Source organism: Lederbergia ruris, assembly GCF_018332955.1.
Classification (GTDB): Bacteria; Bacillota; Bacilli; order Bacillales; family Bacillaceae_C; genus Lederbergia; species Lederbergia ruris.
In genome coordinates this window covers 135690-161940 of the sequence record NZ_BORB01000002.1, presented here as the reverse complement: position 1 = coordinate 161940, position 26251 = coordinate 135690, and the positions used below count along the sequence as shown (strand labels likewise).

General features: G+C 39.2%; 22 protein-coding genes. 3 read left to right on the top strand and 19 right to left on the bottom strand.

Annotated elements, in window-relative coordinates:
* Positions 1-51 precede the first annotated feature (51 nt).
* The 3 genes from galT to KI363_RS02145 all read right to left on the bottom strand — a co-directional run bounded on the left by galT (position 52) and on the right by KI363_RS02145 (position 3915).
* Positions 52-1575 (bottom strand): UDP-glucose--hexose-1-phosphate uridylyltransferase, encoded by a 1524-nt coding sequence (gene galT / locus KI363_RS02155; protein WP_212965251.1) that lies wholly within the window; start codon positions 1573-1575, stop codon positions 52-54.
* 129 nt (positions 1576-1704) lie between these two features.
* On the bottom strand, positions 1705-2694 hold the full coding sequence (gene galE / locus KI363_RS02150) for a UDP-glucose 4-epimerase GalE (protein WP_158320796.1): 990 nt from the start codon (positions 2692-2694) through the stop codon (positions 1705-1707).
* A gap of 51 nt (positions 2695-2745) precedes the next feature.
* The gene (locus tag KI363_RS02145; protein ID WP_212965249.1) at positions 2746-3915 is read right to left on the bottom strand and encodes a galactokinase; all 1170 of its coding nucleotides are present in this window, start codon (positions 3913-3915) and stop codon (positions 2746-2748) included.
* A gap of 201 nt (positions 3916-4116) precedes the next feature.
* Here KI363_RS02145 and KI363_RS02140 point away from each other — a divergent pair, with 201 nt between their 5' ends.
* Both KI363_RS02140 and KI363_RS02135 read left to right on the top strand, forming a co-directional pair.
* On the top strand, positions 4117-5331 hold the full coding sequence (locus KI363_RS02140) for an ROK family transcriptional regulator (RefSeq protein ID WP_212965247.1): 1215 nt from the start codon (positions 4117-4119) through the stop codon (positions 5329-5331).
* A 102-nt stretch (positions 5332-5433) separates the two neighbouring features.
* On the top strand, positions 5434-6606 hold the full coding sequence (locus KI363_RS02135; protein WP_158320793.1) for a M14 family metallopeptidase: 1173 nt from the start codon (positions 5434-5436) through the stop codon (positions 6604-6606).
* 92 nt (positions 6607-6698) lie between these two features.
* On the opposite strand, the gene manA is transcribed toward KI363_RS02135, so the two are convergent.
* The 11 genes from manA to KI363_RS02080 all read right to left on the bottom strand — a co-directional run bounded on the left by manA (position 6699) and on the right by KI363_RS02080 (position 19326).
* Positions 6699-7646, bottom strand: coding sequence for a mannose-6-phosphate isomerase, class I (gene manA, locus KI363_RS02130; RefSeq protein ID WP_212965245.1), 948 nt, complete (start codon positions 7644-7646; stop codon positions 6699-6701).
* Positions 7647-7650: 4 nt separating this feature from the next.
* On the bottom strand, positions 7651-8064 hold the full coding sequence (locus KI363_RS02125; protein ID WP_212965243.1) for a VanZ family protein: 414 nt from the start codon (positions 8062-8064) through the stop codon (positions 7651-7653).
* Positions 8065-8205: 141 nt separating this feature from the next.
* On the bottom strand, positions 8206-9483 hold the full coding sequence (locus KI363_RS02120) for a DUF4129 domain-containing protein (RefSeq protein ID WP_212965241.1): 1278 nt from the start codon (positions 9481-9483) through the stop codon (positions 8206-8208).
* A gap of 53 nt (positions 9484-9536) precedes the next feature.
* Complete coding sequence (locus tag KI363_RS02115; protein ID WP_212965239.1) at positions 9537-10673, bottom strand: DUF58 domain-containing protein; 1137 nt, start codon at positions 10671-10673, stop codon at positions 9537-9539.
* Positions 10670-11644: an AAA family ATPase gene (locus KI363_RS02110; protein WP_158324300.1), complete on the bottom strand. Its 975-nt coding sequence runs from the start codon at positions 11642-11644 to the stop codon at positions 10670-10672. The genes KI363_RS02115 and KI363_RS02110 overlap by 4 nt, the downstream gene beginning before the upstream one ends.
* 187 nt (positions 11645-11831) lie before the next feature.
* Positions 11832-12884 carry an aldose epimerase family protein gene (locus tag KI363_RS02105; RefSeq protein WP_158324299.1) on the bottom strand — a complete coding sequence of 351 codons (1053 nt, stop codon included), beginning with the start codon at positions 12882-12884 and terminating at the stop codon, positions 11832-11834.
* 307 nt (positions 12885-13191) lie between these two features.
* A complete protein-coding gene (locus KI363_RS02100) occupies positions 13192-13731 on the bottom strand; it encodes a DUF4870 domain-containing protein (RefSeq protein ID WP_246516703.1) in 540 nt (179 codons plus the stop codon).
* A 252-nt stretch (positions 13732-13983) separates the two neighbouring features.
* On the bottom strand, positions 13984-15738 hold the full coding sequence (locus tag KI363_RS02095; RefSeq protein WP_306345142.1) for a glycoside hydrolase family 35 protein: 1755 nt from the start codon (positions 15736-15738) through the stop codon (positions 13984-13986).
* Positions 15739-15774: 36 nt separating this feature from the next.
* Positions 15775-16812, bottom strand: coding sequence for a LacI family DNA-binding transcriptional regulator (locus tag KI363_RS02090; protein WP_212965237.1), 1038 nt, complete (start codon positions 16810-16812; stop codon positions 15775-15777).
* A 123-nt stretch (positions 16813-16935) separates the two neighbouring features.
* Positions 16936-17595 carry a glycoside hydrolase gene (locus KI363_RS02085; protein ID WP_158324297.1) on the bottom strand — a complete coding sequence of 220 codons (660 nt, stop codon included), beginning with the start codon at positions 17593-17595 and terminating at the stop codon, positions 16936-16938.
* Positions 17596-17841: 246 nt separating this feature from the next.
* Positions 17842-19326, bottom strand: a complete 1485-nt coding sequence (locus KI363_RS02080; RefSeq protein WP_158324296.1) for a transposase — start codon at positions 19324-19326, stop codon at positions 17842-17844.
* Between the two features lie 700 nt (positions 19327-20026).
* On the opposite strand from KI363_RS02080, the gene KI363_RS02075 reads away from it, so the two are divergent.
* The gene (locus KI363_RS02075; RefSeq protein ID WP_212965234.1) at positions 20027-21733 is read left to right on the top strand and encodes a heparinase II/III family protein; all 1707 of its coding nucleotides are present in this window, start codon (positions 20027-20029) and stop codon (positions 21731-21733) included.
* 227 nt (positions 21734-21960) lie between these two features.
* On the opposite strand, the gene KI363_RS02070 is transcribed toward KI363_RS02075, so the two are convergent.
* The 5 genes from KI363_RS02070 to KI363_RS02050 all read right to left on the bottom strand — a co-directional run bounded on the left by KI363_RS02070 (position 21961) and on the right by KI363_RS02050 (position 26031).
* Positions 21961-22179, bottom strand: coding sequence for a hypothetical protein (locus KI363_RS02070; protein WP_212965232.1), 219 nt, complete (start codon positions 22177-22179; stop codon positions 21961-21963).
* Positions 22180-22226: 47 nt separating this feature from the next.
* The gene (locus tag KI363_RS02065; protein ID WP_212965230.1) at positions 22227-22829 is read right to left on the bottom strand and encodes a Fic/DOC family protein; all 603 of its coding nucleotides are present in this window, start codon (positions 22827-22829) and stop codon (positions 22227-22229) included.
* A gap of 3 nt (positions 22830-22832) precedes the next feature.
* Positions 22833-23006 (bottom strand): antitoxin VbhA family protein, encoded by a 174-nt coding sequence (locus KI363_RS02060; protein WP_246516701.1) that lies wholly within the window; start codon positions 23004-23006, stop codon positions 22833-22835.
* A 185-nt stretch (positions 23007-23191) separates the two neighbouring features.
* Entirely contained in the window at positions 23192-24469 is a 1278-nt protein-coding gene (locus tag KI363_RS02055) for an ABC transporter substrate-binding protein (RefSeq protein ID WP_212965228.1), read from the bottom strand.
* A gap of 266 nt (positions 24470-24735) precedes the next feature.
* Positions 24736-26031 (bottom strand): ABC transporter substrate-binding protein, encoded by a 1296-nt coding sequence (locus tag KI363_RS02050; RefSeq protein ID WP_212965226.1) that lies wholly within the window; start codon positions 26029-26031, stop codon positions 24736-24738.
* Positions 26032-26251: the final 220 nt, after the last annotated feature.

Here is a 26251-nt window from a genome sequence, read left to right as displayed (position 1 = left end):
TCGACAAACTTCGAGCGGGAGGGCACAAAAAAGCCAGCACTAGGCTGACTTTTAAGCTATGGTGTGGATAAATTTTTGGAAGGCTTGTTTTCCTGCTTGTGTTCTTTTGAATACTCCGGCGTGTTCTAATACGGTTGAGAAGACATGGCCTACTTCTTCTTGTAAGATAGCCTGAACGTTATCTTGGGTCAGTTCAGAATGGTTAGTCTTAATCTGACAAGCCCAGTTAGCATGTTTCTCTGTTACCTGATCTGCCCTTAATTTTTCTTCATAATTTGGTTGAAGAAGATATTCGCCCACACGTTGAAGCTCATCCTTCAACCGGCCTGGCAAAACCGCAAGCCCCATTACTTCAATTAAACCAATATTTTCCTTTTTAATATGGTGAACCTCATCATGTGGATGAAAAATCCCTAATGGATGTCTTTCATTTGTTCGATTATTTCGTAAGACAAGATCAAATTCATAATCTTCCCCCGAACGGCGAACAATCGGAGTGATCGTATTATGAGGAACTCCGTCTGTTGCAGCGATGATATCCACTGTTGGGTCACTATAATTTTGCCAACGTTTCAAAACATAATCAGCTAATTCCGCTATTTGCTGGCGATCCTTCCCTCTTAAACGAATAACAGACATTGGCCAGCGGACAATTCCCGCTTCGACTCCTTCATAGCCTCCAAAGGAAAAAGTATATTCCATTTCTGCCTTCGCCATCGGAAAGATATGGTTTCCCCCTTGGAAGTGGTCATGACTTAAGATTGAACCACCGACAATTGGTAAATCAGCATTGGAACCGACAAAATAATGTGGAAACTGTTCGACAAAGGCTAATAAACGACTAAAACCATGCTTTGATATTTTCATAGGAACATGTTCCCCAGAGAAAACGATCGCATGCTCGTTATAATAAACATAAGGAGAATATTGTAAATACCATTGTTCTCCTTCTAATTCCACTGGGATAATCCGGTGATTTTGGCGAGCTGGATGATCCACTCTTCCGGAATACCCCATGTTTTCTTTACATAATAAACATTTTGGATAACTAGACGTCTTTTTTGTTCTTTCTGCTGAAATCGCGACCGGATCTTTTTCAGGCTTTGATAAATTAATCGTTATTTCTACATCACCATAAGGAGTCGCAGAAAACCAATGTTCATTTTTGGCAATTCGGTCGGTTCGAATATAATGAGAATCCTTTGCCAATTGATAAAAATATTCCGTTGCTTTCTGAGGTCCTTCTTCTTTATAAATCGAATAGAAGTTACGGATAATGGTGGAAGGTCTGGCAATGAAAGTACCCATTAATTTTGTGTCAAGTAAATCTCGAAACGTGACGGTATTATGCTCCAATTTTCCGTTTTCAGCTGCCCAATCTAAAATGTTCGCCAAAATATGCACAGGAGACTCCTCTATGGAATCTGTCTCTGTTGACGTTGTATCTGCGTCCCAATCCTCTAAATCAAGGGCTTGCAGCAACTGATTACGCACAAAGTCAACATCCCATTTTTCAATTAGCTTTTTCTTCAAGCCATACTGGATTAGTTGGTCCAATGCGGAATAGATATTCATCAAGCGACCTCCTCTTTCTGTTTTGAACGGCTGATCACCTTTTTCTACATAAGGCGATATTTTTTTCCGTCCTTTAGAGAAATCAGGTGAGATTGTCCCTCACCTGATGTTCCATTTGTTCACCAACACTTATTTTTCGTAGCCATTAGGATGTTCAACAAACCAATCCCAAGCACTTTGGATCATGGATTCCAATGAAGCATGTTGTGGCTTCCACCCAAGTTCTTTTTTCGCCTTTTCAGAAGATGCGACAAGTCTAGCAGGATCACCGGCACGTCTTGGGGCGACAACAGCGGGAATTTCTTTTTCTGTTACTTTTCGTGCTACTTCAATCACTTCCTTCACACTAAAACCATTTCCATTTCCTAAATTATAAATTCCACTTTCTCCTGTTTTGCGTAATTTCTCAATGGCAAGCAGATGAGCATCGACTAGGTCCATGACATGAATATAGTCACGAATGCATGTGCCATCAGGGGTATCATAGTCCTCTCCAAAAATAGAAATTTCCTTCCGTTTTCCGAGTGCTACTTGTAAAATGATCGGAATAAGATGAGTCTCCGGATCATGATCTTCTCCGACGATGCCATTAGGATGAGCCCCTGCTACATTAAAATAACGTAAAACGACATAATGAATGCCATGAGCTGCTTCTGTCCATTTCAACATTTTCTCGATTGCCAACTTTGTTTCCCCATAAGGATTAGTTGGATCTGTCATCGCTGTCTCAGGAATTGGAATCTCTGTAGGTTCTCCAAAGACCGCGGCTGTGGAGGAGAATACAATTTTGTCTACCTTATGCTTCTTCATCGTTTGTAATAAGGAGAGCGCTCCGCCAACATTATTATCATAATAGTCTAGCGGGATCTCCACACTTTCCCCTACAAGAGAGTTAGCTGCAAAATGCATCACAGCTTCTATCTTATTTTCCGTGAAAACTTGATCTAAAAACGCCAAATCTCTTATGTCCCCATTGTAAAACTTGGCCCCATCTAATAAAGCTTCTTTATGCCCCTTTTGCAAATTATCCACTACAACCACATCTTCATCTTGTGCCAGCAACTGCGCCACTGCATGACTGCCAATATACCCTGCACCACCACATACTAAAATCGCCATCTATTTCCCCTCCTATTAAAATATCATTCGATATTATTCGCTTCGTGCGTGTCACCGCAGTTCTCTTGCACCATCACCGATGGCAACCGTGTAAAAGTCTGCCTTCATTCCTGTCGCTTCTTCATAGCTTGCACCAACATTTTCGATGAAAGTATCAAGATCGGTTTTCTTCACGAGGTTGATCGTGCAACCACCAAAGCCAGCTCCAGTCATTCGTGCTCCTAAGGCATCTTCATTCCAAGCTGCTTCTACAAGCGTATCCAATTCTTTCCCAGTCACTTCATAATCATCTCGTAAAGATAGATGGGAAGCACTCATCAATTTTCCAAAAGCAGCAAGGTCTCCTTCATTCAGTTTGTCCACGGCTACCAAAGTCCGGGCATTTTCGGAAACGGCATGTTTCGCCCGTTTGCGGTCTGTTTCATTTTCAATCAAATATTTATGAGCTTCAAATTCGTCTACCGTTAAATCCCCTAGTGATTGGATATCTAATTCTTTTTGCAGTTGTTTTAAAGCACGCTCACATTCCGCGCGACGTTCATTATATTTGGAGTCTGCTAATCCGCGACTTTTATTTGTATTCGCAATAACTAAAGCATAATCCTCCAAACGGAAAGGCGTGTAATGATATTCAAGTGTCTGACAATCTAAGAGAACCGCATGATCTTTCTTCCCCATCCCACTTGCAAACTGATCCATAATTCCGCAATTCACACCGACAAATTCATTTTCCGCCTTTTGCGAGTACTTCACCATATCGAGCATTTCCACTTGAAAACCAAATAATTCATTGATCATCACAGATGTAACAAGTTCAAGCGACGCAGAGGAAGAGAGACCAGCGCCATTCGGGATATCGCCAAAATACAAGATATCTAAACCATTTGAAAGTTTATGACCGGCTTTCTGAAAGGTATCAATCACCCCTTTTGGATAATTCACCCAATCATCACTTTTCTTATAACCAAGTTCATTTACATTCGCTTCTATAACACCTTTTTCAGCAAAATTCATCGAGTAAAATCTTAGCGTCTGATCATTTCTTTCTTTCACTAAAGCCGTTGTCCCCACATCTAAAGCACATGGAAAAACATGACCACCATTATAGTCTGTATGCTCTCCAATTAAATTAACACGTCCCGGAGCAAAGAAAACGCGCACATTTTCGCTATCCCCATATACTTTTTCAAATTCCTGCTTTAACTTCACTAGATTTTCCAAAACGGTCACCTCTTTATTTTTTAAAATTTAATCCCCGAAAAACTTTATTAATTAATTTAACTTACTTTATATGTTATTATAAAAATAACATTTTTGCAACGTTAATTTTCTGAAACCTGAAGGAGGAACAAACTGATAAAAACATCCGTTTTTCCTCTCTAGATAGTATGAGCCCCTATTTAAAAGAAAGGATTTGACACAATGAAAAAAGGAAGTTTTAAATGGATGAAATCGTTAAATCGCACGATTATTTTAAATAAAATTCGCACGGAGGGCCCCATTTCCCGAGCCACGATTGCCAAACAAACAAAATTAACTCCACCTACCGTAAGTAATCTTGTGAATGAACTGATTGCTTCGGGTCTCGTAATCGAGAGTGAGCAAGGCGAATCTGTTGGTGGGAGAAAGCCAACCATGCTGATCATTGATCAGACTCATTATCATATTATTGGACTCGATATTGGGACAAAAATGATTCGCGCTGTGCTTGTCGACTTATCGGGATCGATCATTGAAAAATTGGAAGCCCCTATCCCTTTATCTATTTCCAAGGATTCCTTGCTTAAATTAATTGAAAATACGATTACGAAACTTATTCATCTCCATCAAGATAAAGAATTGATTGGGATTGGGATTGGCATGCATGGGGTAGTGGATATAGAAACAGGGATCAGTGTCTATGCGCCTGGTTTAAATCTGCATGAGATTCCTTTAAAGGATGAACTAGAGGAAAGGTTTGACCTTCACGTCAAAGTAGATAATGATGTACGGGCAATGGCTTTCGGAGAATATTGGTTCTCAAATGGAAAGAATCATGACAATATGGCTGTTCTCAATATAGGGCGTGGAGTTGGAGCTGGGATTATCTTAAACGGAAAGCTTTTTCATGGGGAACATGATCTTGCTGGAGAAATAGGCCATATGACGATTGATATTCATGGAAAACCATGTTCTTGTGGTAGCTATGGGTGTTGGGAGACGCTTATTTCTGGTCCGGCGATTGGAAGAGAGGCACAACAATTGCTTGAGCAAGGACAGCACACAATTCTAAAAACCATGGCTGCCAAAGATGGCGGGAATATAGATGGGAAGTTGGTGTATGAAGCCGCTCTTGCTGGGGATCAATTAGCTGTAGAAATTCTAGAAAAAACAGGCGTCTATATTGGCATCGGCTTAACCAATCTTATTCATATTTTGAATTCAACTAAAATTATTATCGGTGGTGGTGTTGCCCAAGCAAAAGCATTTATCTTGCCAAAAATAAAAGAAACAATTGCAAGTAAAGCACTGACCAAACAAGCGAGAGATACGGAAATCTTTTGTTCCAAACAAGGCGTTTTTGCCACAGCCAATGGCGCAGCTGCTTTAGTGTTAGGAGAAATATTTGAAGGTGAATTTTCATTGGGAAGCGAATAGGAGAAAAAAGCGGCTAGTAAAATTTTACAGATAGCACATCTGTCATGTTTTATAATAGATCTCATATATCTAATATGATGAATGTTTTTGGAGGGAAGTCTTATGGAAATACAAGTTCGCTCTGGGGATACACTCGAATATTACAGTCAATTATTCTCCATCCCCCTTGTTCTAATCGTCGACTCCAATTCAGATCGTAATGTGGAACAACTTCGGGTAGGTCAAACCGTCCATATTCCCGGATATACGATAAGCTCGCATATCATTCGGCATGGAGATACAATATCGGGACTTGCAAAATCGTACCAACTTGAACAGGATGCTTTACTCCTTGTAAATCAGTCAACAGATCTTTCAATAGGTGAAAAACTTCTTATTCCCTCGCGGATCACCCAAAATATAGTCGATCCAAAAGTTCATTATGATTTTACTCAACTCAATTTGGATATAAGGGCTCTTTTGGAATATTATCCTTTTTTGCAGAAACGTCAGATCGGGAACAGTGTTCTTAACAACCCCTTATATGAACTACAGATTGGAAAAGGCAAGAGAAAAATACAGATCAACGCCTCCTTTCATGCGAATGAATGGATCACAACTTGTATATTGATGCAATTTTTAAATGATTATTTACGGGCTCTCGTAGATGACCAAGAGATCAGTGGTGTTCAAGCTCTTTCTCTTTATGACCAATCACAGCTTTTCGCCATTCCGATGGTCAATCCGGATGGGGTAGACCTAGTATTAAATGGCCCCCCTAAAGATTTGGAAAAACAATTAATTACGTTGAATAATGGCCTTACGGACTTTTCTGGCTGGAAAGCAAATATTCGCGGGGTAGATTTAAATAAACAATTTCCTGCCAACTGGGAGTTTGAAAAGAAAAGAAAACCTACTAAACCCGGCCCTCGTGATTTTCTCGGGCTTACTCCGATTAGTGAACCAGAGACGAAAGCCATGGCCCAGTCAGCTTTACGAGAAGGATTTGATCGTCTTCTTTCTTTGCACACACAAGGCAAAGAAATTTATTGGGGATATGAAGGTATGGAACCGGCTGAATCTGCTGCACTTGCCCAGGATTTTGCTGCAGCAAGTGGCTATGAAGCCGTCCAATATGTTGATAGCTTTGTAGGCTACAAGGATTGGTTTATCCAAGAATTCCGCAGACCAGGCTTTACAATCGAGTTAGGGTTTGGCCAAAACCCACTCCCTATTTCCCAATTTGACGAAATTTACACAGATATGCAACCACTTTTAGTAAGGGCATTAAAATAAACAGGACTACTACATTTGAACTTTGGTCGAGTTCTTCACGATATCCAGAAGGGCGTCCCCCCATGAGGAACGCCCTTCTGCGCTGTTTCTTATTACACATGCGAGACAATCAGTTGTGCCTTTCCATCTAATTCAATCGCTTCTATTTCAGCAGGTAAAATAAAGTGGTCCCCTTTTTGAATCGGATAAAATTGGCCATGCACCATCATGTCTGCTTCACCCTCTATAACACTAACGAGCATGAATGGTTTGTCTTGATCAAAAATAGCCTTTCCATCAACTTCCCATTTATAGACTGTGAAATATTCCGCTTCCACGAAAGTCGTAATTTCAGCTCCAGGTACTTTGCTAATCGCTTCTTGAACATCGGCATTTTTATGTGGAATTGTAGCAACAGCGATCGATTGATCAATATGTAGTTCACGTGTCTTCCCATCTTGTCCAACTCGGCCATAATCATATAATCGATAGGTGGTATCAGAACTTTGCTGTGTTTCAAGCACGAGTGTTCCTTCTCCTAATGCATGAATCGTGCCACTTGGAACATAAAAGAAATCACCTGGTTTAATTTTCACGCGGCGAAGCAACTGATCCCATTCATCCTTCTCAATCATACTAATGAAATCCTCTTTTGTTTTCGCAGTATGCCCGTATATCAGCTCTGCTCCCTCTTTACAATCAATAATATACCAGCATTCCGTCTTACCAAGCTCGCCATTTTCATGAACATTGGCATACTCATCATCTGGATGGACTTGCACAGATAAATCTGTATTTGCATCTAAAATTTTCGTCAGGAGCGGAAATACCTTTGTCGGATGGTTTCCAAATAGTTCCGGTTGCTCTTCCCAAAGTTCAATTAATGTTTTGCCGGCAAATCGCCCATTTTTAATAATAGAAGGACCATTTGGATGGGCAGAAATAGCCCAGCATTCTCCCGTATGGTCAGATGGGATCTCATAGCCAAATTGCGTTTTCAGGGCCGTGCCGCCCCAAATTCTTTCTTGAAAAACAGGTTGTAAAAATAAAGGTTCCATCATGTTGTCATCCTTTCTTCCGTCTCACTACATATTTTTGCAGAAATTGCAGGGCCAACAAAGCGAGGAATGCACCAAGTGAATCCAAGCCTACATCCCATAACGAACCTGTTCTGTCAGGAATGAAAGCTTGATGAATCTCATCTGTTGCCGCATAACTTGTTGTGATCATCCATGCCCGTAGAAATCTATTTTTCTCAAAACTATTGTAGAATAAAATGGCGAGAAAGCCAAATGCTGTCAAGTGGACTAACTTTCGGAATAGAAAGTTTACATGGGCTGCTACTTCCTCTGATATCGGCAATAACTGCAAAATCAGAAGTTTCGTCTGACCGCCTGTTGATACGGGTAATGCAGTTGTCACGAATATGGCGAGACAAACTAGAATTGCAGCTCCAAGCCAAATATACTTCTTTTTCATATACTACTTCCCTTAGCTATTGTTTTCCCTTTCACAATCATTATGTAGTATAATGCGAGCTACCAAATGTGTCAAAAATAACCCTATCAGTCAATAATCCCCATTTTCAAAAAATGAAGATTGTCCCAACTCGATGAAACTTCACTTTAAATACTTATAAATAGTTTGCAAGGTTTGCACCTCGATGTCTTGATCACCATATCTTACTTGTTCATAAGCCTCTCTTACTAAATCCAAGTTTTGTTCATGACTTAGTTTTTTAAGCACCTCACGCGGCGTCATAGAAACATCGATGTCCATGTCTTTACCGTGCAGCTCTACTAGCTTTCGATAAATGAATCGCGCTTTTTCTTGGTTCGAAAGCGACTCGTAGCGCACTTCGCGATTGAATAAGTGTCTCATCATATTCTTTGCCTTTGCCTGCTGTTCTCTTCTCCATTCTTGCCAATCAAAAAGACTCTCCTTCTCATCTATGTATTGCTCCGTTTCCCTATCCATTGATGTACGACTAAAAATTTCCTTAACCTTGGCAATCAATTTACGAAAAAGCTTGAGAAGATGTTGACGTACTTTTTTGATTAATAATAATAAGGCTAGGATGAGAATGACACCGACGACAACATAGGCGATATACGTCATCATCATATCTAGAAATTCAGCGAAAGCAGACTTTTCTCCAGCTGGGAGATCAGGCATCACCGGTGAGGCAGGAGCCCTCTCTTCCATCATTGGTTCGAGTTCCTTTTCCGCTGATTGTCTAAAGATAAAACCCATCATTGCCCTAAAACCATCCCAGAGCCATTCACGAATTTTCCCGAAATTAGAGATCGCCAGAATAACAAGAAATGTTCCCAGCAAAAAAAGACGATTTTGACTTTGGATCGTGCGACTAATAAAAGGTTTTTGCTCTTGCGATAAAGTTGAGGATTTCAACGTTTCATCATTCGAAACGAATAAAATGATGCCAACTAATCCAACACCGCAAATGGAAAACACGGTTAAATACGGTTGAAAGAGAGAATGATAGCGAAACAGAAAATAACTAGCAAAATAAATAAGCAACCCACCGTACCACATAAAAAGAAGCGGCAGCGCCGATGAATTCCCTAAATAAGTCAAGCCCCTAAAGACCACCACGCCCTGAATAATCACTAGCAATATTTGTATATACCAGATGTCTGAAAAGAGCCATGTAGGCAGAAGCTCAAGGCCAATCGCTAGCAATATATAAAACCACCATTTTTTCTGTGGCCATACAGATCGCAGTACAATCCCAAGGAAAAATAAGCCCCATAAACTAAAAAGCCAACCCCATAGTTTTTCAGTCCCTACGAGAAGTACACCTGCCATTAAGACAAGTGGAAAGGCAAGTAATAACTCAATCATTCCATGGTAAAAGGAGGTCCTTAATTGCTTCATCACGTTCATCTCCTTTCCCTCACTAATTTGCTTGTTTTAATGGGATGTTCAGATCAAGTGGATAAACGGCTAGGTTCGCGCCGTCCTGGCGCAACGCCGTTTTGATCCACGTCCTGTGGGCCTAATTCAAGGATTTCCACAGAATTCCCACGAGCTTCTAATTGCTTTATATATTCATTCATTTTCTTTGTCACAATCGCGGTAATGATTAAAATATCCGTCCCCTCTATTTCTCGCTCTAGTTCATCTTTGAGAAAAAAATCAAAATATGTGCTGGAACCAATCTTTAACTTCGCCATTGTTTCGAGTAAATACAGCAAGTGCTGTCCACCATTGGCTGGGTCAATGCGGATCGGCTGTTTATCCATTTCGTTAAAATAACTATTACACCCAAACCCCGTATCAATCCCATTATCAAGCGCATATTGAGCGATAGAGGCAGCATAGGATATTGCCTTTTCCATTAAGGGCTCATCCACAATCGGCCGCCATATATCCTCTGTTTGATTGAAATTCACATATATCATTAAATGATGATCTGCAGAAAAATCCTTTTGACTAACCTGCATTGCCTGCGCTCTTGCCGTTGCCTTCCAATTAATTGTATTCAATGGATCTCCCGCACTATATTCCCGAACTCCCGCAATCAAAAATGGATCTTCCATGATCCAACGACGAACTACGACATCTCCTAACCAACTATGAGTGGGCAATGGAATATCATCGATTGAAACCAAACGGGGATACACAATTATTTCCGCTTTTGAGGGAACACTTTTGAAAACTTGGCCAAATCCAAATATATCACCGGTTGTTAAAGAGACCGTTTCAAAGCGGTAATGTCCCCTCTTTTGACACGTTAACATTTGTCTTCTTCTTACTTGTTGATAAGGCATTAGACTAAAAAGCGTGCGATGAAAGTCACCACCAGCATGCACCTCATTATCCAAATTAGAACGTTTCTGAAATTGCAGATTGGCATCAATTTTTGACTCTAGCCGCAGCCAGGGTACAGGTAACAATTTTTTATTCGCTATTTCATCGACCATTTCAATGCTCTCACCTGTAAAAACTGCCTCCTTGCTAAAGGAACGACGATAGTGAATTTTCGTAAGCCCCCAACGATCAAATACAAATATTTGCCCAATAATAATGACAATCGTCATGACGATAAACCAAGCAATATTCATTTGGAAACGAGGCCTTTCCCGATATTTTCCTCTGTCGGCACAGGAATTTCTCGTAAAATTTCATCTAAAATGTCATTCGCTTGATTTTCTCCTACACGCTTCATTTGGGTTAAGATGATCCGATGTCCTAACACCGGCTTGACTACTGCCTTTATATCATCCGGGATCACGTATGCTCTTCCCTTAATCGCTGCATAGGCCTGTACTGCTTTGAGTAAGGCTTGGCTCCCACGCGGGCTCACCCCTAGAGCAATATGTTCATGGGTTCTTGTTCTTTCAATAATATCCACTATATAACGATAAAGATCTTCACTCACATGGACTTGGTGATAAAGCTGTTGAGCTTGCAAAATAGTCTCTCGGTCTGCCACAGCCTCAATCTCTTCAGCCGGATTTCTTTCTTTAAATCGTTTTAGAATGGCGAGCCCCTCGTCTTTCGTCGGGTAGCCTAAATGAATCTTCAATAAAAAACGATCCAACTGTGCTTCCGGTAAAGGAAAAGTCCCTTGGCTTTCTAGTGGGTTTTGCGTAGCGATTACCATAAAAGGGCGATCCAAAAGATGAGTTTCTCCATCAATCGTTGTTTGTCTTTCTTCCATACATTCTAGTAAACTTGATTGCGTTCTGGGGGTAGCACGGTTAATTTCATCTGCTAGTACAATATTCGTAAAAATAGGACCGGACCGAAATTCAAATTCTCCTCGTTTCTGATTGTAAAAGTGGATCCCTGTGACATCAGACGGTAATAGATCAGGAGTAAACTGGATCCTTTTAAAAGAGCAGGACAAAGACTTAGCCAATGTTTTGGCCATTAACGTCTTTCCGGTTCCAGGTACGTCTTCTAGCAAAACATGGCCTGAGGAAATAAGGGCAACTAGAAGCAAATCAATGGTCTCATCCTTTCCTACTATGACCTTTTGGACGTTTTCTTTTAACTGATTCGCTAGTTCTTTAATATCGAGTGACTCCATCCATTTTCCTCCTCGTGAGTAATCGAGTTTATGTAGTAAAAAATCTTAGGATTTTGGAATAATCATAGATTTAAGCAATCTCCATATGAACTTCTTTTTAAATTATGTATTCTATTTTGTAAGCGGAACCATTCGTTTGCGAAAGGGAAACCACTCAGTGGCGGTTTCACAAATAATACTTTTATGTTTATTCATCAAGTAGACCAAAATAGTATTTCGTCACGGATGAAAATGGTTTGTTTTTCTCTAAAACCCAGGATGGGAATTCAGGTTGATTCACAGCATCTGGTAGTCCTTGTGTTTCTAAACAAATTCCCAAATGTTTACGGGCTGGAACACCCAAAATCTCGCCTTCTTCCTCCAATTGATTCGCTGTATACACGACAACCCCTACTTCATCTGTTTCGACTGTAAGCGTGCGTCCACTTTCAGGATCCGCAAGAATAATTTCATCACAATGATTATTTTTTAGTAGGAAGGGATGATCATAGCCACCACCGACAAGTTTATTTTGTGGATGAGTGGACACCACTCCGTTTTTAATAGGTTGTCCTTCACGAAAGTCAAAAGCTGTCCCTTCAACGTCAATGAATGTACCTGTTGGTAGTAACTCTTCATCTAATTCCAAAAATTGGTCACTTTTCATCGTAAGGGAATGATCAAGAATATCTCTCTTTAAATCTCCACTTAAATTAAAATAAGAGTGGTTTGTCACATTGAGAACCGTTTTTGCATCCGCCTTTCCAGAATAATGAATCATAAACTCATTATCATTCGTAAGAGTATATGTGACTCTCATTGCAAGGTTTCCTGGATAGCCTTCTTCTCCATCACGGCTAAAATAAGCAAAATGCACTTTCGCTTGATTAATATCTTCTTCATAGGAAGAATTCCAAAGAACTTTTCCGAACCCCTTTTCACCACCATGAAGGTGATTGCCATTTTCATTTTTGGCAAGATCGTACGTCTTCTCGTCTAAAGAAAAGGTAGCCCCTCTTATCCTTCCAGCAATACGCCCCACTACACAACCAAAGTTAGCAGTATCTTGGACATATCCATCAAGCTGATCATATCCGAGAACGATATTCTCTAAGCGCCCTTCACGATCCGGCGTTACCATTTTGGTAATGATACATCCATAATCAATGCAAGTGACTTCCACGCCATGTACATTTTTCATGGTGTAGGAATATACGGGTGTATCTCCTAAATAACCGTATATACTTTTTGTTACCTCCATATCCATCCGCCTTTCCTGAGTTATACATATTAAATGATAGACCTCCTTGAGCAAACAGTCAATTTGAAATGCAAGAATCGTCACATCTTTTTGATTTTTTTTGGCATAAAAAGGGAGAAAAAGGAAAGGATTGCCACCGCTCTTTCGTACAAACCAATATCTTCTAGTAAATTTAGCCAAAATATAACAAATAGCTCCATTCGTACACGCAAATTGAACTGGATCAGCTCAGGATTGCACACGAAAGGAGCTATAAAAGGATTAAAATCAAAAAACTAGCCAATTCTTTGTCGTGTCTATGAAACTATCATTTGTATTGATCAGCTAAATCTCCAATAACCGGAATTTTAAATGTTTGTTTCTGGTAAGCTTTTACCATGCAAACAATCCATAGGGCCAATGTGAGGCCATTTACTAGAAAAACAAGCAACCAGCCAATAAATGGAATATGGCCCAATACATATTTAATAATTAACCATGCTACCGTTAAAATCGTCGACTGTAACGCATGGAAACGAATAAATTTATTGTCCTTCTCTAAAAAGAAAAAGATGATGCCTGTTACAAATCCACCAATGTATGAAATCAACGCCGCAATATTTTCATCCAAACCTGATGATGTTTTCGCATGGCTACCTGATTGTTGAGAGGACTCTTCAACAGTAAGATTGCTCTCCGTCGAATTCTGACGATTCTTCGCTTCATTTGTTTCTTGAGCATTTTCAATGTTCTCTTTTGGTTCGTTGTGGCTGTCTTCATTCTTGTTTACTTCATTACTATCCATTGACCCCTGTTCCTCTGGATTCTCTTCGCCCTCATTTGGGTTTTTCGGATCCACCTGACTCATACGAATCCCTCCTTTTCCTAAAATATTGAATATTCATCTTTTTACCAAAGTACAATACTTTTATTCTAGTAAAAAACAACACAAAATTCCCGTACTGAAAGACCTATGTGTCTTTCTCCCTCTATTTTACTAGTTGTTTTTTATTTTAAGGAGGGGCTTCTCCATCACTTTTTTACTTTTTCTCCATATTTTCCCGGTAATCTTATATTCCGAAAACGATCTGGTGTTCTCCTCGATATGAAGCGCTAACCCTCAGGATCCCGGTTTATCCGTTAAGTAGATTTTATCTTGATAAATCCCTTCTGTTTCAAACAAAATGATTTCGTTCAATCCTTTTTTTAATAATGGCCCTGGAATATATAGTTTTTTCTGTGGTCCGATCTTCCAAAAGCGGCCAAGGTTAAATCCATTCACAAATGCAACACCCTTGCCCCAGCCTTGAAAATCTAAAAAGGTATCGTGGATCTCTTCGACCTCAAACTGAAATTGATGAAATGCTGCGCTTCCTTCTTTAAACTCTTTGCTAAAATCAACCTGATCGATATTATCTAAAGGGAGTGGATAGTGTTGCCATTCACTTTGGTATGCTCCGTTGATAACTACACCATTTTTGATCCCTTTTCGTTGTTCTTCCATTTTAATCGAGTAATTGACTCTTCCCATATTTTCAACAAGAATATCTAATGTATTTTCCTCCGCCGTTAATTCAAAAGACTCCTGCACAGGAAGTTCCAGATCATATTTTGTACATTTCAGTTCTTGATTAATATAGACATGGGCGCGGTCATTCGCATTGACTAAGCGAAAATCCTCAATTTTTCTCTTCTTCCCAATATTTGTTCTATATAAAATATAACCGTAATTTTGATCCAATTTTTCCATCGGCAATGTGTAATCGGAGTAAATTGGCTCAGAAAGAGAATCTAATGTCTCAAATAGAGATACTCGATTCTTACATTGGACCTCCCCATACTCTTTTTTAATAATTTCAGTGGAAAATGCTACCTCTGGAATCTTAGTTGTTTCTGATATGACCTGTTTAAAGGCCTCATATTTAGGGGTTGTATCGCCCCATTCTGTTAAAGGCGCATCATAGTCATAGGAAGTCGTATCCGGTAATAATTTTTCATAATAATTCGCACCACTCATAAAGCCAAAATTGGTGCCACCATGGAACATGTAAAAGTTCACATGCCCTACCTCTAAGACGTCCTTTAATTCCTGGGCCGCACTCTTCTCATCTCTTGTATGATGTTCAGCATCTCCCCAAGCATCAAACCAGCCAATCCAGAACTCCATCACCATTAACGGGCCTGTCCCGTTATTAAATTCCTTTAGCTTTTTAAAATGCCCTTTTAAATTAGATCCGCAATTTACCGTTGGAAAGGCCAGTTCTTGAATAGATCCATTTTCTAGCATATCATGCCAAGGACCATCTGATGTCACTAACGGAACAACACATCCCTTTTCCAGCATCATATTCGCAACAGCACGCATATATTGCTTATCATTTCCATATCCACCGTACTCATTTTCAACTTGCATCATGATAATCGGGCCGCCATAATTTACTTGTAAAGGAACTAACTGTTCAAATAAAACCTGAAAATATTCGTCGACATGCTGTAAAAACGGCTCATAATGGCAGCGAATCCGCATATTTTCATCTTTTAATAGCCATGCAGGCAATCCGCCAAATTCCCATTCCGCACAAATATAGGGCGAAGGGCGAATAATCACCCATAAATCTAATTCTTGAGCAATCGAGATAAATTCAGCAATATTGTACATACCTTTAAAATTAAACATTCCTTTTTTAGGCTCATGCACATTCCATGGCACATATGTCTCAACCGTATTACACCCCATTGCTTTTAGCTTTTCGAGCCGATCTCGCCAGTATTCGGGAACAACTCTAAAATAGTGAAGAGCTCCCGAAATGATTTTAACTGTCTCACCATTTAATAAAAATTCATCTTTAATCGCAAATTCATTCATCTTTTTCATAGTAGTCAGGCATCCTTTAACGAATCTAGTAGTATTTTACTTTCCTTGGTTATTCTCAAAACTTGATTCTCTAATAATTAATTTTGTATCGATTAAAATTTCTTTTTCAGTATCCTTCTTTTCAATGATTTTCTTTATAACCTCGATAATTTCAGACGTTAAAACCTCATAATTGTGGTTGACCGTTGTAAGACTTGGGTGAACGATATCAGATGGAAAAATATCATCATAGCCAACGAATGAAAAATGATCGATCGATACTTTATGCTCCCGACATTCTTTCAATGCCCCATAAATCACCATATCGTTGATCCCAACAATAGCGGTAGGCAGTTTTTTATTTGTTAGCAGACGTTTCATTGCAACTCTACCATCGTCGATTCCAAATCCCGAATAAATCTGCCATTCATTGTGAAATTCTAAATTGTTGTTCTCTAACTCTTCTTGAAATGCTTTAGCTTTAATGTCTGCGGTTGAAACGCCTTCCTCTCCCCCAATTAAACTAATATCTTTGTGGCCAAGGGAAACGAGATGATGGATAATTGATCTCATTCCCTCTTCCTCATCCGTCCTAATCGTATGACAATCAACACCTTCCATCTGACCATTCACCATAATAAGAGGGACCCGCTTCATCACTTCTTTCATTTCCACAATTTCTTCTTCTGTGGGTTCTGATTTATTAATACGTCCTCCCATAAAAACGATGCATTCGACTCGTCTTTCTACAAACTCACGCAAATGGGCTGATTCCATTTCCCTGCTATTCATGGAATTCCTAAGCAGAATCGTATAACCTTGTTCAAAAGCCTTCCTCTCAACCCCAATATAGGTTTGGGAGAAAAACGGGTTGGTAATATCCGGCAAAATAAAGCCAATCATATTCGTTTGCTTTTTCGTTAAACTTCTTGCTGCTTCATTCGGCGTAAACTCAAGCTCTTCCATTTTTTCAAGTACGCGCTTTCGAGTACTTTCCTTTACTAATGGATTCCCCGTGAGAACCCTTGAAACCGTTGTTGGCGATACATTCGCCACTTTAGCAATGTCATAAATGGTTATATTTTTCTTTTTCATATCAGCTTTTTACCTCGTCTTTATTGGAAACGCATTCCATATTTACTATAGAATATCATAAATAAATACTTTTATTTTCATAAACAGATCCCTTAATTTTGGTACCGGTTTCAATGAAAGATATTATTTTATTTCTACATTAGATAAAACGATTGTTGTCACGGACTGTTTATCCAATGAAATTTTAAAACCATTATGATAAACGGGAATTTGCGATTTTTCTAGATTCTTTTGTATGGTTGTTTCATATACGTCTGCGAACTTAGTATCAAACCGAAAAGCGCTTAAGTCATACTCGAGTTCCTCTTCTGAATGTTGATTTCTAACCACAATCGTAAGCTGCTTGGTCTTCTGATCATAAGCTGCAACAGAATATCCATTATCCGTCTTGATGATGGTACTTCCTGGTCGAATAAAGCGGCTGAAATTCCCCATGGCATAATATTGCTTGGTCAAATCATAATTTTCTTCCCCGCGAAAATCAGAGTGAATAAATCCCCAATTATTTTTTGCGCTTTCATCCTCGACCGCTTGCCAATAGATCCAAGCAGCAGGTTGTAGCAAGCGCAAATCAAAAATAATCCGCTCTGCCAGTTCCATTACACTGCTCATATCATCATGATTATGTGGTTCTGTCCCGCCTGTTCCATATTCAGACATCCATAACCTTTTCTTGTTTTCCGCAGCTAATTCCCGAAGTTCCTCTAACTGGCTGCCGTTATAGGAATGTGTATTCATTTGCGCTATTTTATCAATGGTTTCTTCATCATAGCCTTCTGACAACTCCCACCGCTAAAGCAGTGGGGTTCTAGGATACAGAGGCATATTGCTCTCTAACCCACTTCTCAAACGGTACCCTTATCTTTCCTTTCGAAAAGAGTTTCTACCGTAGCACTGGTGGGCGTTCTCCTAGAACATTAACGGACGTATTGCGTTTAGCAAGGCACTTCTCCAAGCAGGCACGGGACCCCTTGTATGCTTCTCGTTCCGCTTTCTCTTGGGCGTTGTCACGACCAATCAGCTTTGTGCTTAGGTGACAAACCAACGCAACGTTTGACTGGACGATTGTTTTAAACGGGCAATTTCCTGTTGATGCAGTTGAACAAAGTTATCCCATTCGTCTTTGCATAGATCCACGTCAATGGACTCTAGCTTTTCATCTGTGTGCCCGATTAGGAAGGCACTATATAAATCACGTTGGATCCGACATTCGCCAACATCATTCCAACGGTCTGAGAGTTGTTTTTTCATATTTTTACCGGATAGATGGTTGAACTGACTCGCCTTTACGGCATATGTATCGATTTTTTTAATGGAATGGCCATGATATTTTAGCTTTCGGTCCATAATCGAAAGAAGCATGGCGGGTGCACGGCGAGCGATTGACTTGCCAAACCGTTTCTTGGAGTTCATTTTTCCATTTTTGTTATGGCGGGTTGTTTTTTTTGAACGTTTTTGCAGTGATTGAAACCGCATCGTTTCCACTCGGACATCCAAACCAAGCTCTAGAATTTCATTCGCTAACTTTTCATGTGACATCTTTCGCGCGACAGCGATTTTACGATACAATTCCTTACGCTCACGACGAAGTTGAAGATAACGATTGGAAAATACCCATGTCATTTTACCTTTTTTAGTCACACCATTGTCATGATAGTTGTGCGGATTGGTGGCACGTTTTGACCTATCCATCGCTCGCTGAATACGACGAAGTTTCTTCTCATCAGGATCGCATTCTGGAGCTAGTTCTCGAAGTTGTACAGTCTCTTTACTACTAATGGCAATGGTAGAGGTACCAATGTCAAGACCTACTCGTTTGGTTTTATCATCCACCACTTTTTGATTACGTTTGATTGGTGGATAACCTTCTTGAATGAGCTGCACAAAGTAACGAACCTTGCCACGTACTTCACGTTTTAGGATCCGCACATACTTGGTCTTATCCATTAAGGCCCTTTGGGCATATTCATCACTTGCTTTTGGCGAAACAGGCATGCAAAGCCAATTTTTAGGCTTAGGGCGTTTCTTTGTTGGTTTATCTCCCCAAAGAATGTGGCCATTCGCATACCGCAAGCCTCTAGTGTTTAATTTATTTTCAACGGAAATATCATCATTAAACGTTTTAAAGTGCACTTTTTTGGCTTTTCCAAAATGAAGTTTCTCTACTGCTTGAAAAGCTCTTGTCGCCAATTTTTGTGCTTCCAAGCTACCGATATTTTCCTTGAACTTGGCTTGGACTGGTTTCACGAAATCATGCAAACCATATTCCGTAAATCCATAGGCCTTACGGACGTCTGATAGTTGTTTGTTGCGTTCTTTCGACTCAGGTTCACGAAGCAAATCACGGTACGTTTGATCTGCCTTCACACGTTTATGACGTTTGAGAGCTTCACCTAGACATGAATTGTAGACGTTACGAGCAATCTTGAATTTCTTTTCTAAACGGTGTTGTTGCCAAATAGGAATATGTAGTGGAAGTTCGATTGTATAGGTGGGGGTATTCTTTCTTGCCATAGGGATCAACTCCTTTATTCAGGAATATCTTTCTACACTATTTTAAAGTAGAATACGAGGGGGGGATAAACGAAATAGTTGTGTTGTTGCCTATATACCTCATATTCTTGTCTTCTATTATACCATATTTATAATAGTTTTACAAACTAATGTTCCTATACTTTTAAATTTGGAAACGAACAAAGCCTCAATTCCACCCTCGCCATCACCCCTGAAGGAATTGGGTTTTCCGCTCGGAAAATCTGTAATAATCCCTAGACCGATCTAATTTTCCCATCACCTTCTCTAAAGACATTCGCACTGTTTTGTTAAATGATCTCCTCCTTTTCAGGAAACCGGTTTCAAAAAATAAGGTAGAAAGAATAATAGACTTGCTTTCTTGCGATTTTTTCATTATATTGAAACCGGTACCAAAAAAATGTATGTCATACTGATCTCACTATGAAAATAGTAAGATAACTGCTGCATTATATACAGCTTACGATCAATTGGTAATTTCTGTCAATGGGGATTCCTATACTATTTTGAAATCTTAAAGATTAATGCACTTCTGTAAACGAGGCAGAATTAGAAATACCTTTACTAAATGTCTATGGATCCAAAACATAGATTATTGTAAAAGAAAATGTAAACTTATTATAAGGCGTAATAAACAAAGGGCATAGTTAGCTTAGGTATCGATTTGAGGGGGGACTTTTGCATGAATTCATTCACCAAAAAACTAATAAATGAAATCGTAGAAGCAGCGAGCAAATATCGTTTGAAAAATGATGTCGAACCAATTCAATTAAATGGTTACCAAACGTATCTTAAAACGGGCGATCGCTTAACTTTCGAACAGCAATATTTTGCTCGTAGAAAGCAATTAAATGTACTAGCTTTAGATGTTTTGATTAGGAAGGATATGGAAAGTGTACCCCTTTTGGAAGAAGTCATTTTCCATATCTGTAATGAATATTCTTGGGCACTACCTGCCCATATTCCGATTGATGATCATAGCCTTAGTTACAAAAGTAAGAAGGTAATAGACTTATTTGCCGCAGAAACAGCCCAAACACTTGCAGAGATTGTTGAATTGATTGGTGATCACTTATCCGATTTTATTAAGCAACAGGTTTATGAAGAAATCGATATTCGGGTTTTCACGCCATTCGAGGAAAAAGCTTGGCATTGGGAGCGATTAAGAAATAACTGGAGTTCGGTCATCGCCGGCAGCATTGGTTTAGCCGCTTTATCAGCTTTGCCCGTGCATTCTGAAAGACAAAAGCGAATGTTGAAACGTCTCGAAATCTCCTTTGCCCATTATTTAGAGGGTTTTAAAGAGGATGGTGTTTGTGTAGAAGGTGTCGATTATTGGGCATATGGTTTTGGCTATTACTGCTACTTCGCTGAAAAATACACCCGTCTTTATCAAGATGATCGATATATTCGTGATCAAAAGATTAAGAGTATCGCGGAATTTCCATTTTATTCGCTGATTGGAGAAAATCGCTATGTTCCCTATTCCGATGCCAGTAACCATTCGGAACTGCCAAGTGGTTTACTTTGTTACTGCCAACAAACGTTTGATGTAGCTATCCCGCCAGTAACAGAAGCGACCTCACTTTATTCTGATAGCTGTTACCGTTGGGCGCCGATGTACCGTAATTTAATTTGGACGACAAAGGCTTGCAGGGCAGAGGTTGTAGAAACAAGCAGACATTATTTTCATGATTTTGAATGGTTGGTGATACGAGATTTAGAAAAGGGATTCGTTTTTTCAGCGAAGGGCGGAGCAAATAATGAAAGCCATAATCATAATGATATTGGTCACTTTATCATCGGAGATGGCCATGATTTATTTTTGACAGATTTGGGGGCTGGGGAATATACAAGAGATTATTTTGGTGAAAAGCGCTATACTTTTCTAGCAAACCGGGCTCTTGGACATTCCTTACCATTGATTCAAGGAAAAGAACAAAAAGCGGGTGAATTTCAAGCAGAAAATGTACATTTTCAGGTGTTTAATGAACATATCAGTGAGTTTTCACTTGAGATGGCTGAAACATATCCGGAGGTTGAAGGGCTCCAGTCCTTTCACCGTAAATGGGTTGTGGATGAACAGAAAAAATCCGTGCTACTAGAAGATGCTCTTTCATTCAAATCCTTTGATCAAGCCATCGTAACCGAGAATTTTGTTAGCCTTTTCAAACCGATACTATTAGACAATCGGATTATATGGCGAGGGAATGGTAGTGAATTGATCTTAGAATTTGACCGAAATATCGACACACCGAAAATCATAGCAGATGTCTTCTCGGACCATGATGGCGTTCATACAAACGTCTATTTGACTCAACTAGAGAACAAACAAAAGAACTGTCAATATGCTCGGCGTTATTCATTCAAACTGGAAGAATTGGAGTAGATATTCATTCTCCTATTGGTTATTGGAGTGGAAATTGTAATAATGGCAATCAAACAGCAACGATCAAGAGAGAATTGTGACCAGAATTGATCGTTGGCAGGAATACGGTAACGATCCGTAAAGAGTCGTTACCGTAATTACGGCGGTGATGAGGGAAATGGGGATAATTCAGAGGTAACCATGGCCAAACACGCACAGAAAAATTATGTAAATGTGGTCAATTTCTGCTACTTTCGTCGAGATTGCAAATCCTTTTCAACAACATCTTTTATCCAGCGTTCAATTGTTTCATGTCTCCAACCTCTTGTTTTACCAATACGAGCATCGTGTTCCGGAAACTGCCCCCTGCCAATTAAAACAGCAACTTTCCTACGATCTCCCCATCCCATTTTTTCAGTGATGTTCCCTATTTCAGTTTGACTCAAATATACCTTTTTTCCTTCCACGATAATCTCTTCTTCCTTTAATATTCGATATCAAAGTCTTTTTATTTTTATCTAAGTTTTTTTAGGCACTCTTCTATTAATAAACCTAGGTACATAGGATCATCGATAGACATAGCTCTTGCTTTTGTCAATTCTTTTTCATCAACCTTTGACCAATCAAGAACAAAACCGTTTTCTAAAGCTAGACAACGAAAAAATTCACGTTGAGTTCGCCCGTTTCCTTCCCTAAAAGGATGCACAGCATTTACTTCGCTCATATAATACGCAAGTCGTTTCGCAAATTTTGGGACATCCTTTATCTTTTTTAAATAGTTTTCGTTGGCTAACTCATCAAAAACACCATTAATATAAGATTCGATATACTCAGGATAAGCAAAACTTTTTACATCATCTAGTTCAGGATAATATTTTGTCATAGATACGGTTCTGGTTTCCCCGGCCCACTCATAAACATCTTGAAACAAATATTCATGTATTTCTTGCAAATGTTTATAATCAAAGCTACCTTTTATGGGATTATTGAACAACTCAAGCATGGCTAGACCAACATATTGGCCTTCTTGTTTGTGCAAGGTATCTTGATCTCTTATGTCTAATTTGTTTATTAATACATTTGTATTCGGATAACAATAAGGATCCTTAAAATCCATAATTTACATACCTTTAAAAGCTTGAACAACTTCTTTTCTAGTGATTTCGCCTTTTCCGTATCGTCTTAATAATTCTTCCGCTTTTTCAGATAGATGAAAACCTTCCATTCCTAAACTTGCCTTTACATACTCTAATCCTTTTTCAACATCCTTCATCGGTTTTTTGATTTCAGTCACAATAATCGAACTCCTTAACTTATTTTACTAAGTTATATTATACCTCATTTTCGTTGTATTTTACAACAAACAGAGATCTTTGGAAAGAGATTGCAAAACCATGTTTATTCCTCATTAAAAATAGGCATCTAATTTTCCGATGCCTATAATTTATTTATCTAATTATATTTTAAAGCATTTTCCTTTTATTTCTGGGCCTTTTCTTCCTCATTTCGAACTAATTCTTCTTCGTATTTTTCCCTCATAAGCGTATTTAGATCCATCTGATCATCCTCAATATATTGGTATAAGGCATCATAAACCTTGTCATCATCTTGATATTCAGATTTCTTCTCAAGTGGTTCAGCTACTGGAAGAGAGAAAAGTGCTTCCATATTTCGGTTCTCCCACAGATCTGGATCTAACTCTAAAGCTTTTTCTACCGCTGAACCATCATCATAAAGATGGGCGTACGGTACAGAGAGAGGTCCGCCTATAAAGGTATTATTCATTAACTGCTCATCTGAATACCAAAAGTCAAAAGCCTTCATAATTTCTTCCTTATACTCACTAGTAGAGCTAACCCCCATTGCCCAGCCGCCAGCAGGAACACCATTTTCTGGTTCTGGATAGGTTGCAATATCCCAGTTAACATTTGCCTCCTCACCTGGATGCATGAACCAATGAGGAGCCATTGCTAATTTTCCTTGTGCAAATAATTCTGGCCATCCACCTTCCTCCCAATGTTCAGGAATAAACGGGTTTCCTGGTATGGAGTAAGCTTCCTTATACATTTCAAAGTACTTTCTAACCGTTTCATTATTTGGCCATAACGGTTCATCCGTTTCTGGATCAACTAGATTCCCTGCTGTCCAAGCAATAGGAGCCCCAGACTTTGGCATATATAACCCTTGATACTCGTTGCCATTTCGCTCTCCGGTTACCTTTTCAGCCAAGGCAATTACTTCGTCCCAATTCATCCCATCTTTAGGATACTCAACACCAAATTGGTCAAAAATATCTTTATTATACATGAGCGCAAAACGGTCAGTACTCATAGGGAGCACCCATAATTCATCCCCAGAAAGCTCTTGCCATTCGGCTAAATGATTAGGGTTAAACCGAGAAATATCAAAACCTGATTGTTCGATTAAATCTCTCATATCATAAGTCATTTCAAGTTCACTGGCATATTCTAGCCACCCTTGATCCCAAAACCACAAAATATCTGGTGCCTTTTTTCCAGCAATCAATTCTTGTAAATCCCCTTCAACATGTTCAAAAGTAATATGAGGAAATTTTTCTTCTGCTGGTTTGATAAATGCGTTATTAAAATTCTCTTCATCAGCAAAATGCACTTTTAATGTGATTGGCTCTGGTTCACTATTATCGGCTGAATTAGTCTTTGTTTTAGATGTGCATCCGGCAAAAATGATTACACTACAAACCATGATCATAAAAAAGATTGATGTGCGTTGCTTCATGTAGAATGAACCTCCCTTTTAAATCTTCTACAATTCTAGAAATCTTTTCCTCTGTTTCTCGAATATAGGTGTTTACATCAAGATCCGATTTCACGAGATCAACAAAGATTTCATCACGTGAAATTTCACCTTCAAATTAGTAGGGGGGAGTACAGGACATATATCATACGAACATTGCCATATCCTGTGTCCGTTCCCCCACTGACGCTGCTAAGATTTATGATTTATTACTAGTTGATTCTGCCTCAGCAATTCCCTTTGTTCTATTATTTTTTCGCCTTTTCATCCTTGATACGATTGATTTCTTCGTCGTATTTTTGCCTTAATAGGGTGTTAACATCAATTTGCTCTTCATTAACTAATTCATACAACGCTCCGTCAATCGTCCCCATTGCGCCTTCATTATAATCAGAAGTTTCTTCTGGGGGATCCGCAACAGGAAGGGAATAAAGGGCATCCATATTGCGATTTTCCCAAATCTCTCCATCCCTTTCTATAGCCTTTTCTAAGGCTGATCCATTCTCATATAGATGTTGAAACGGGACATATAGAGGTCCTCTTATAAAGGTATTGTTAAGTAATTGTTCATCAGAAAACCAAAGGTCAAACACCTTCATAATCTCTTCCTTGTGTTCACTTGTTGCACTGATTCCCATTGCCCACCCTCTGGAAGGGACACCATTCTCCGGCTCTGGGTAAGTTGCAATATCCCAATTTATATTTGCTTCTGGGTTTGGAGCTCCAAAAAACTGTGCTACCATTGCTAATTTTCCTTGTTCAAATAACTCAACCCAACCACCCTCTTCCCAGTGTTCAGGAATATATGGATTACCGGGAATAGAATAGGCTTTCTTGTATAGCTCGAAGTAATCGCGAATCTGTTTGTTTTCTGTCCAAGTTGGTTCTTCGGTCTCTGGATCGACAAGATTTCCTGCAGTCCAAAAGATCGGTGCTTCATGTTTTGGCATGTACAGCCCTTGGTATTCGGTACCGTTTCTTTCTCCGGTCACTTTCTCCGCCAAATCAACTACTTCTATCCAATTCATCCCATCTTTGGGATATTCGACACCAAATAAATCAAAAATGTCTTTATTATACATGAGTGCAAAACGACTAGTCATGATCGGAAGAGCCCATGTTTCTCCATTTGCAGCAGCTTGCCATTCTGCCAAATGATTGGGATCAAATCGGGAAATATCAAAACCAGATTGTTCAATTAGTTCTGTCATATCATAAGCTAATCCGTACTCCTCAGCTTCTGCAAATCCACCCTTATTCCAATGAAACAATATATCGGGAGTATTCCCCGCCGCATTTAATTCCTCATAACTTCCTTCCACATGTTCAAATGTAATATAGGGATATTTCTCTTCTGCGGGCTTGATAAATGAATTAATAAAATTCTCATCTTCTCCAAAATGGATCTTTAAGGTTATTGGCTCAGGCTCACCATCAACCGATACCTTTTCCTTATCCTTTGAAGTACATCCGGAAAAAACAACCATACTACAAAGCATCATGATAAAAAGGAAAGACGTGCGAAAACCGAATATTTGCTTCAATACAAAGCCCCCCATTTGTAAGTTCAAAAATTTTATTTAACTCTTGCAATCTCGCACTCTTACAGATCCTCCTTCTTTTGAAATCGGTTTCAAAAGCCGCGTGAGCATTAGAAACCGGTTTCATTTCTTTGTGCACCTTTATATATATGGTAATATAACCCATTTACTTGATATCTGTCAATTACTTTTTTGAATTTTTCCAATCCTTCAAAAGGAGAAA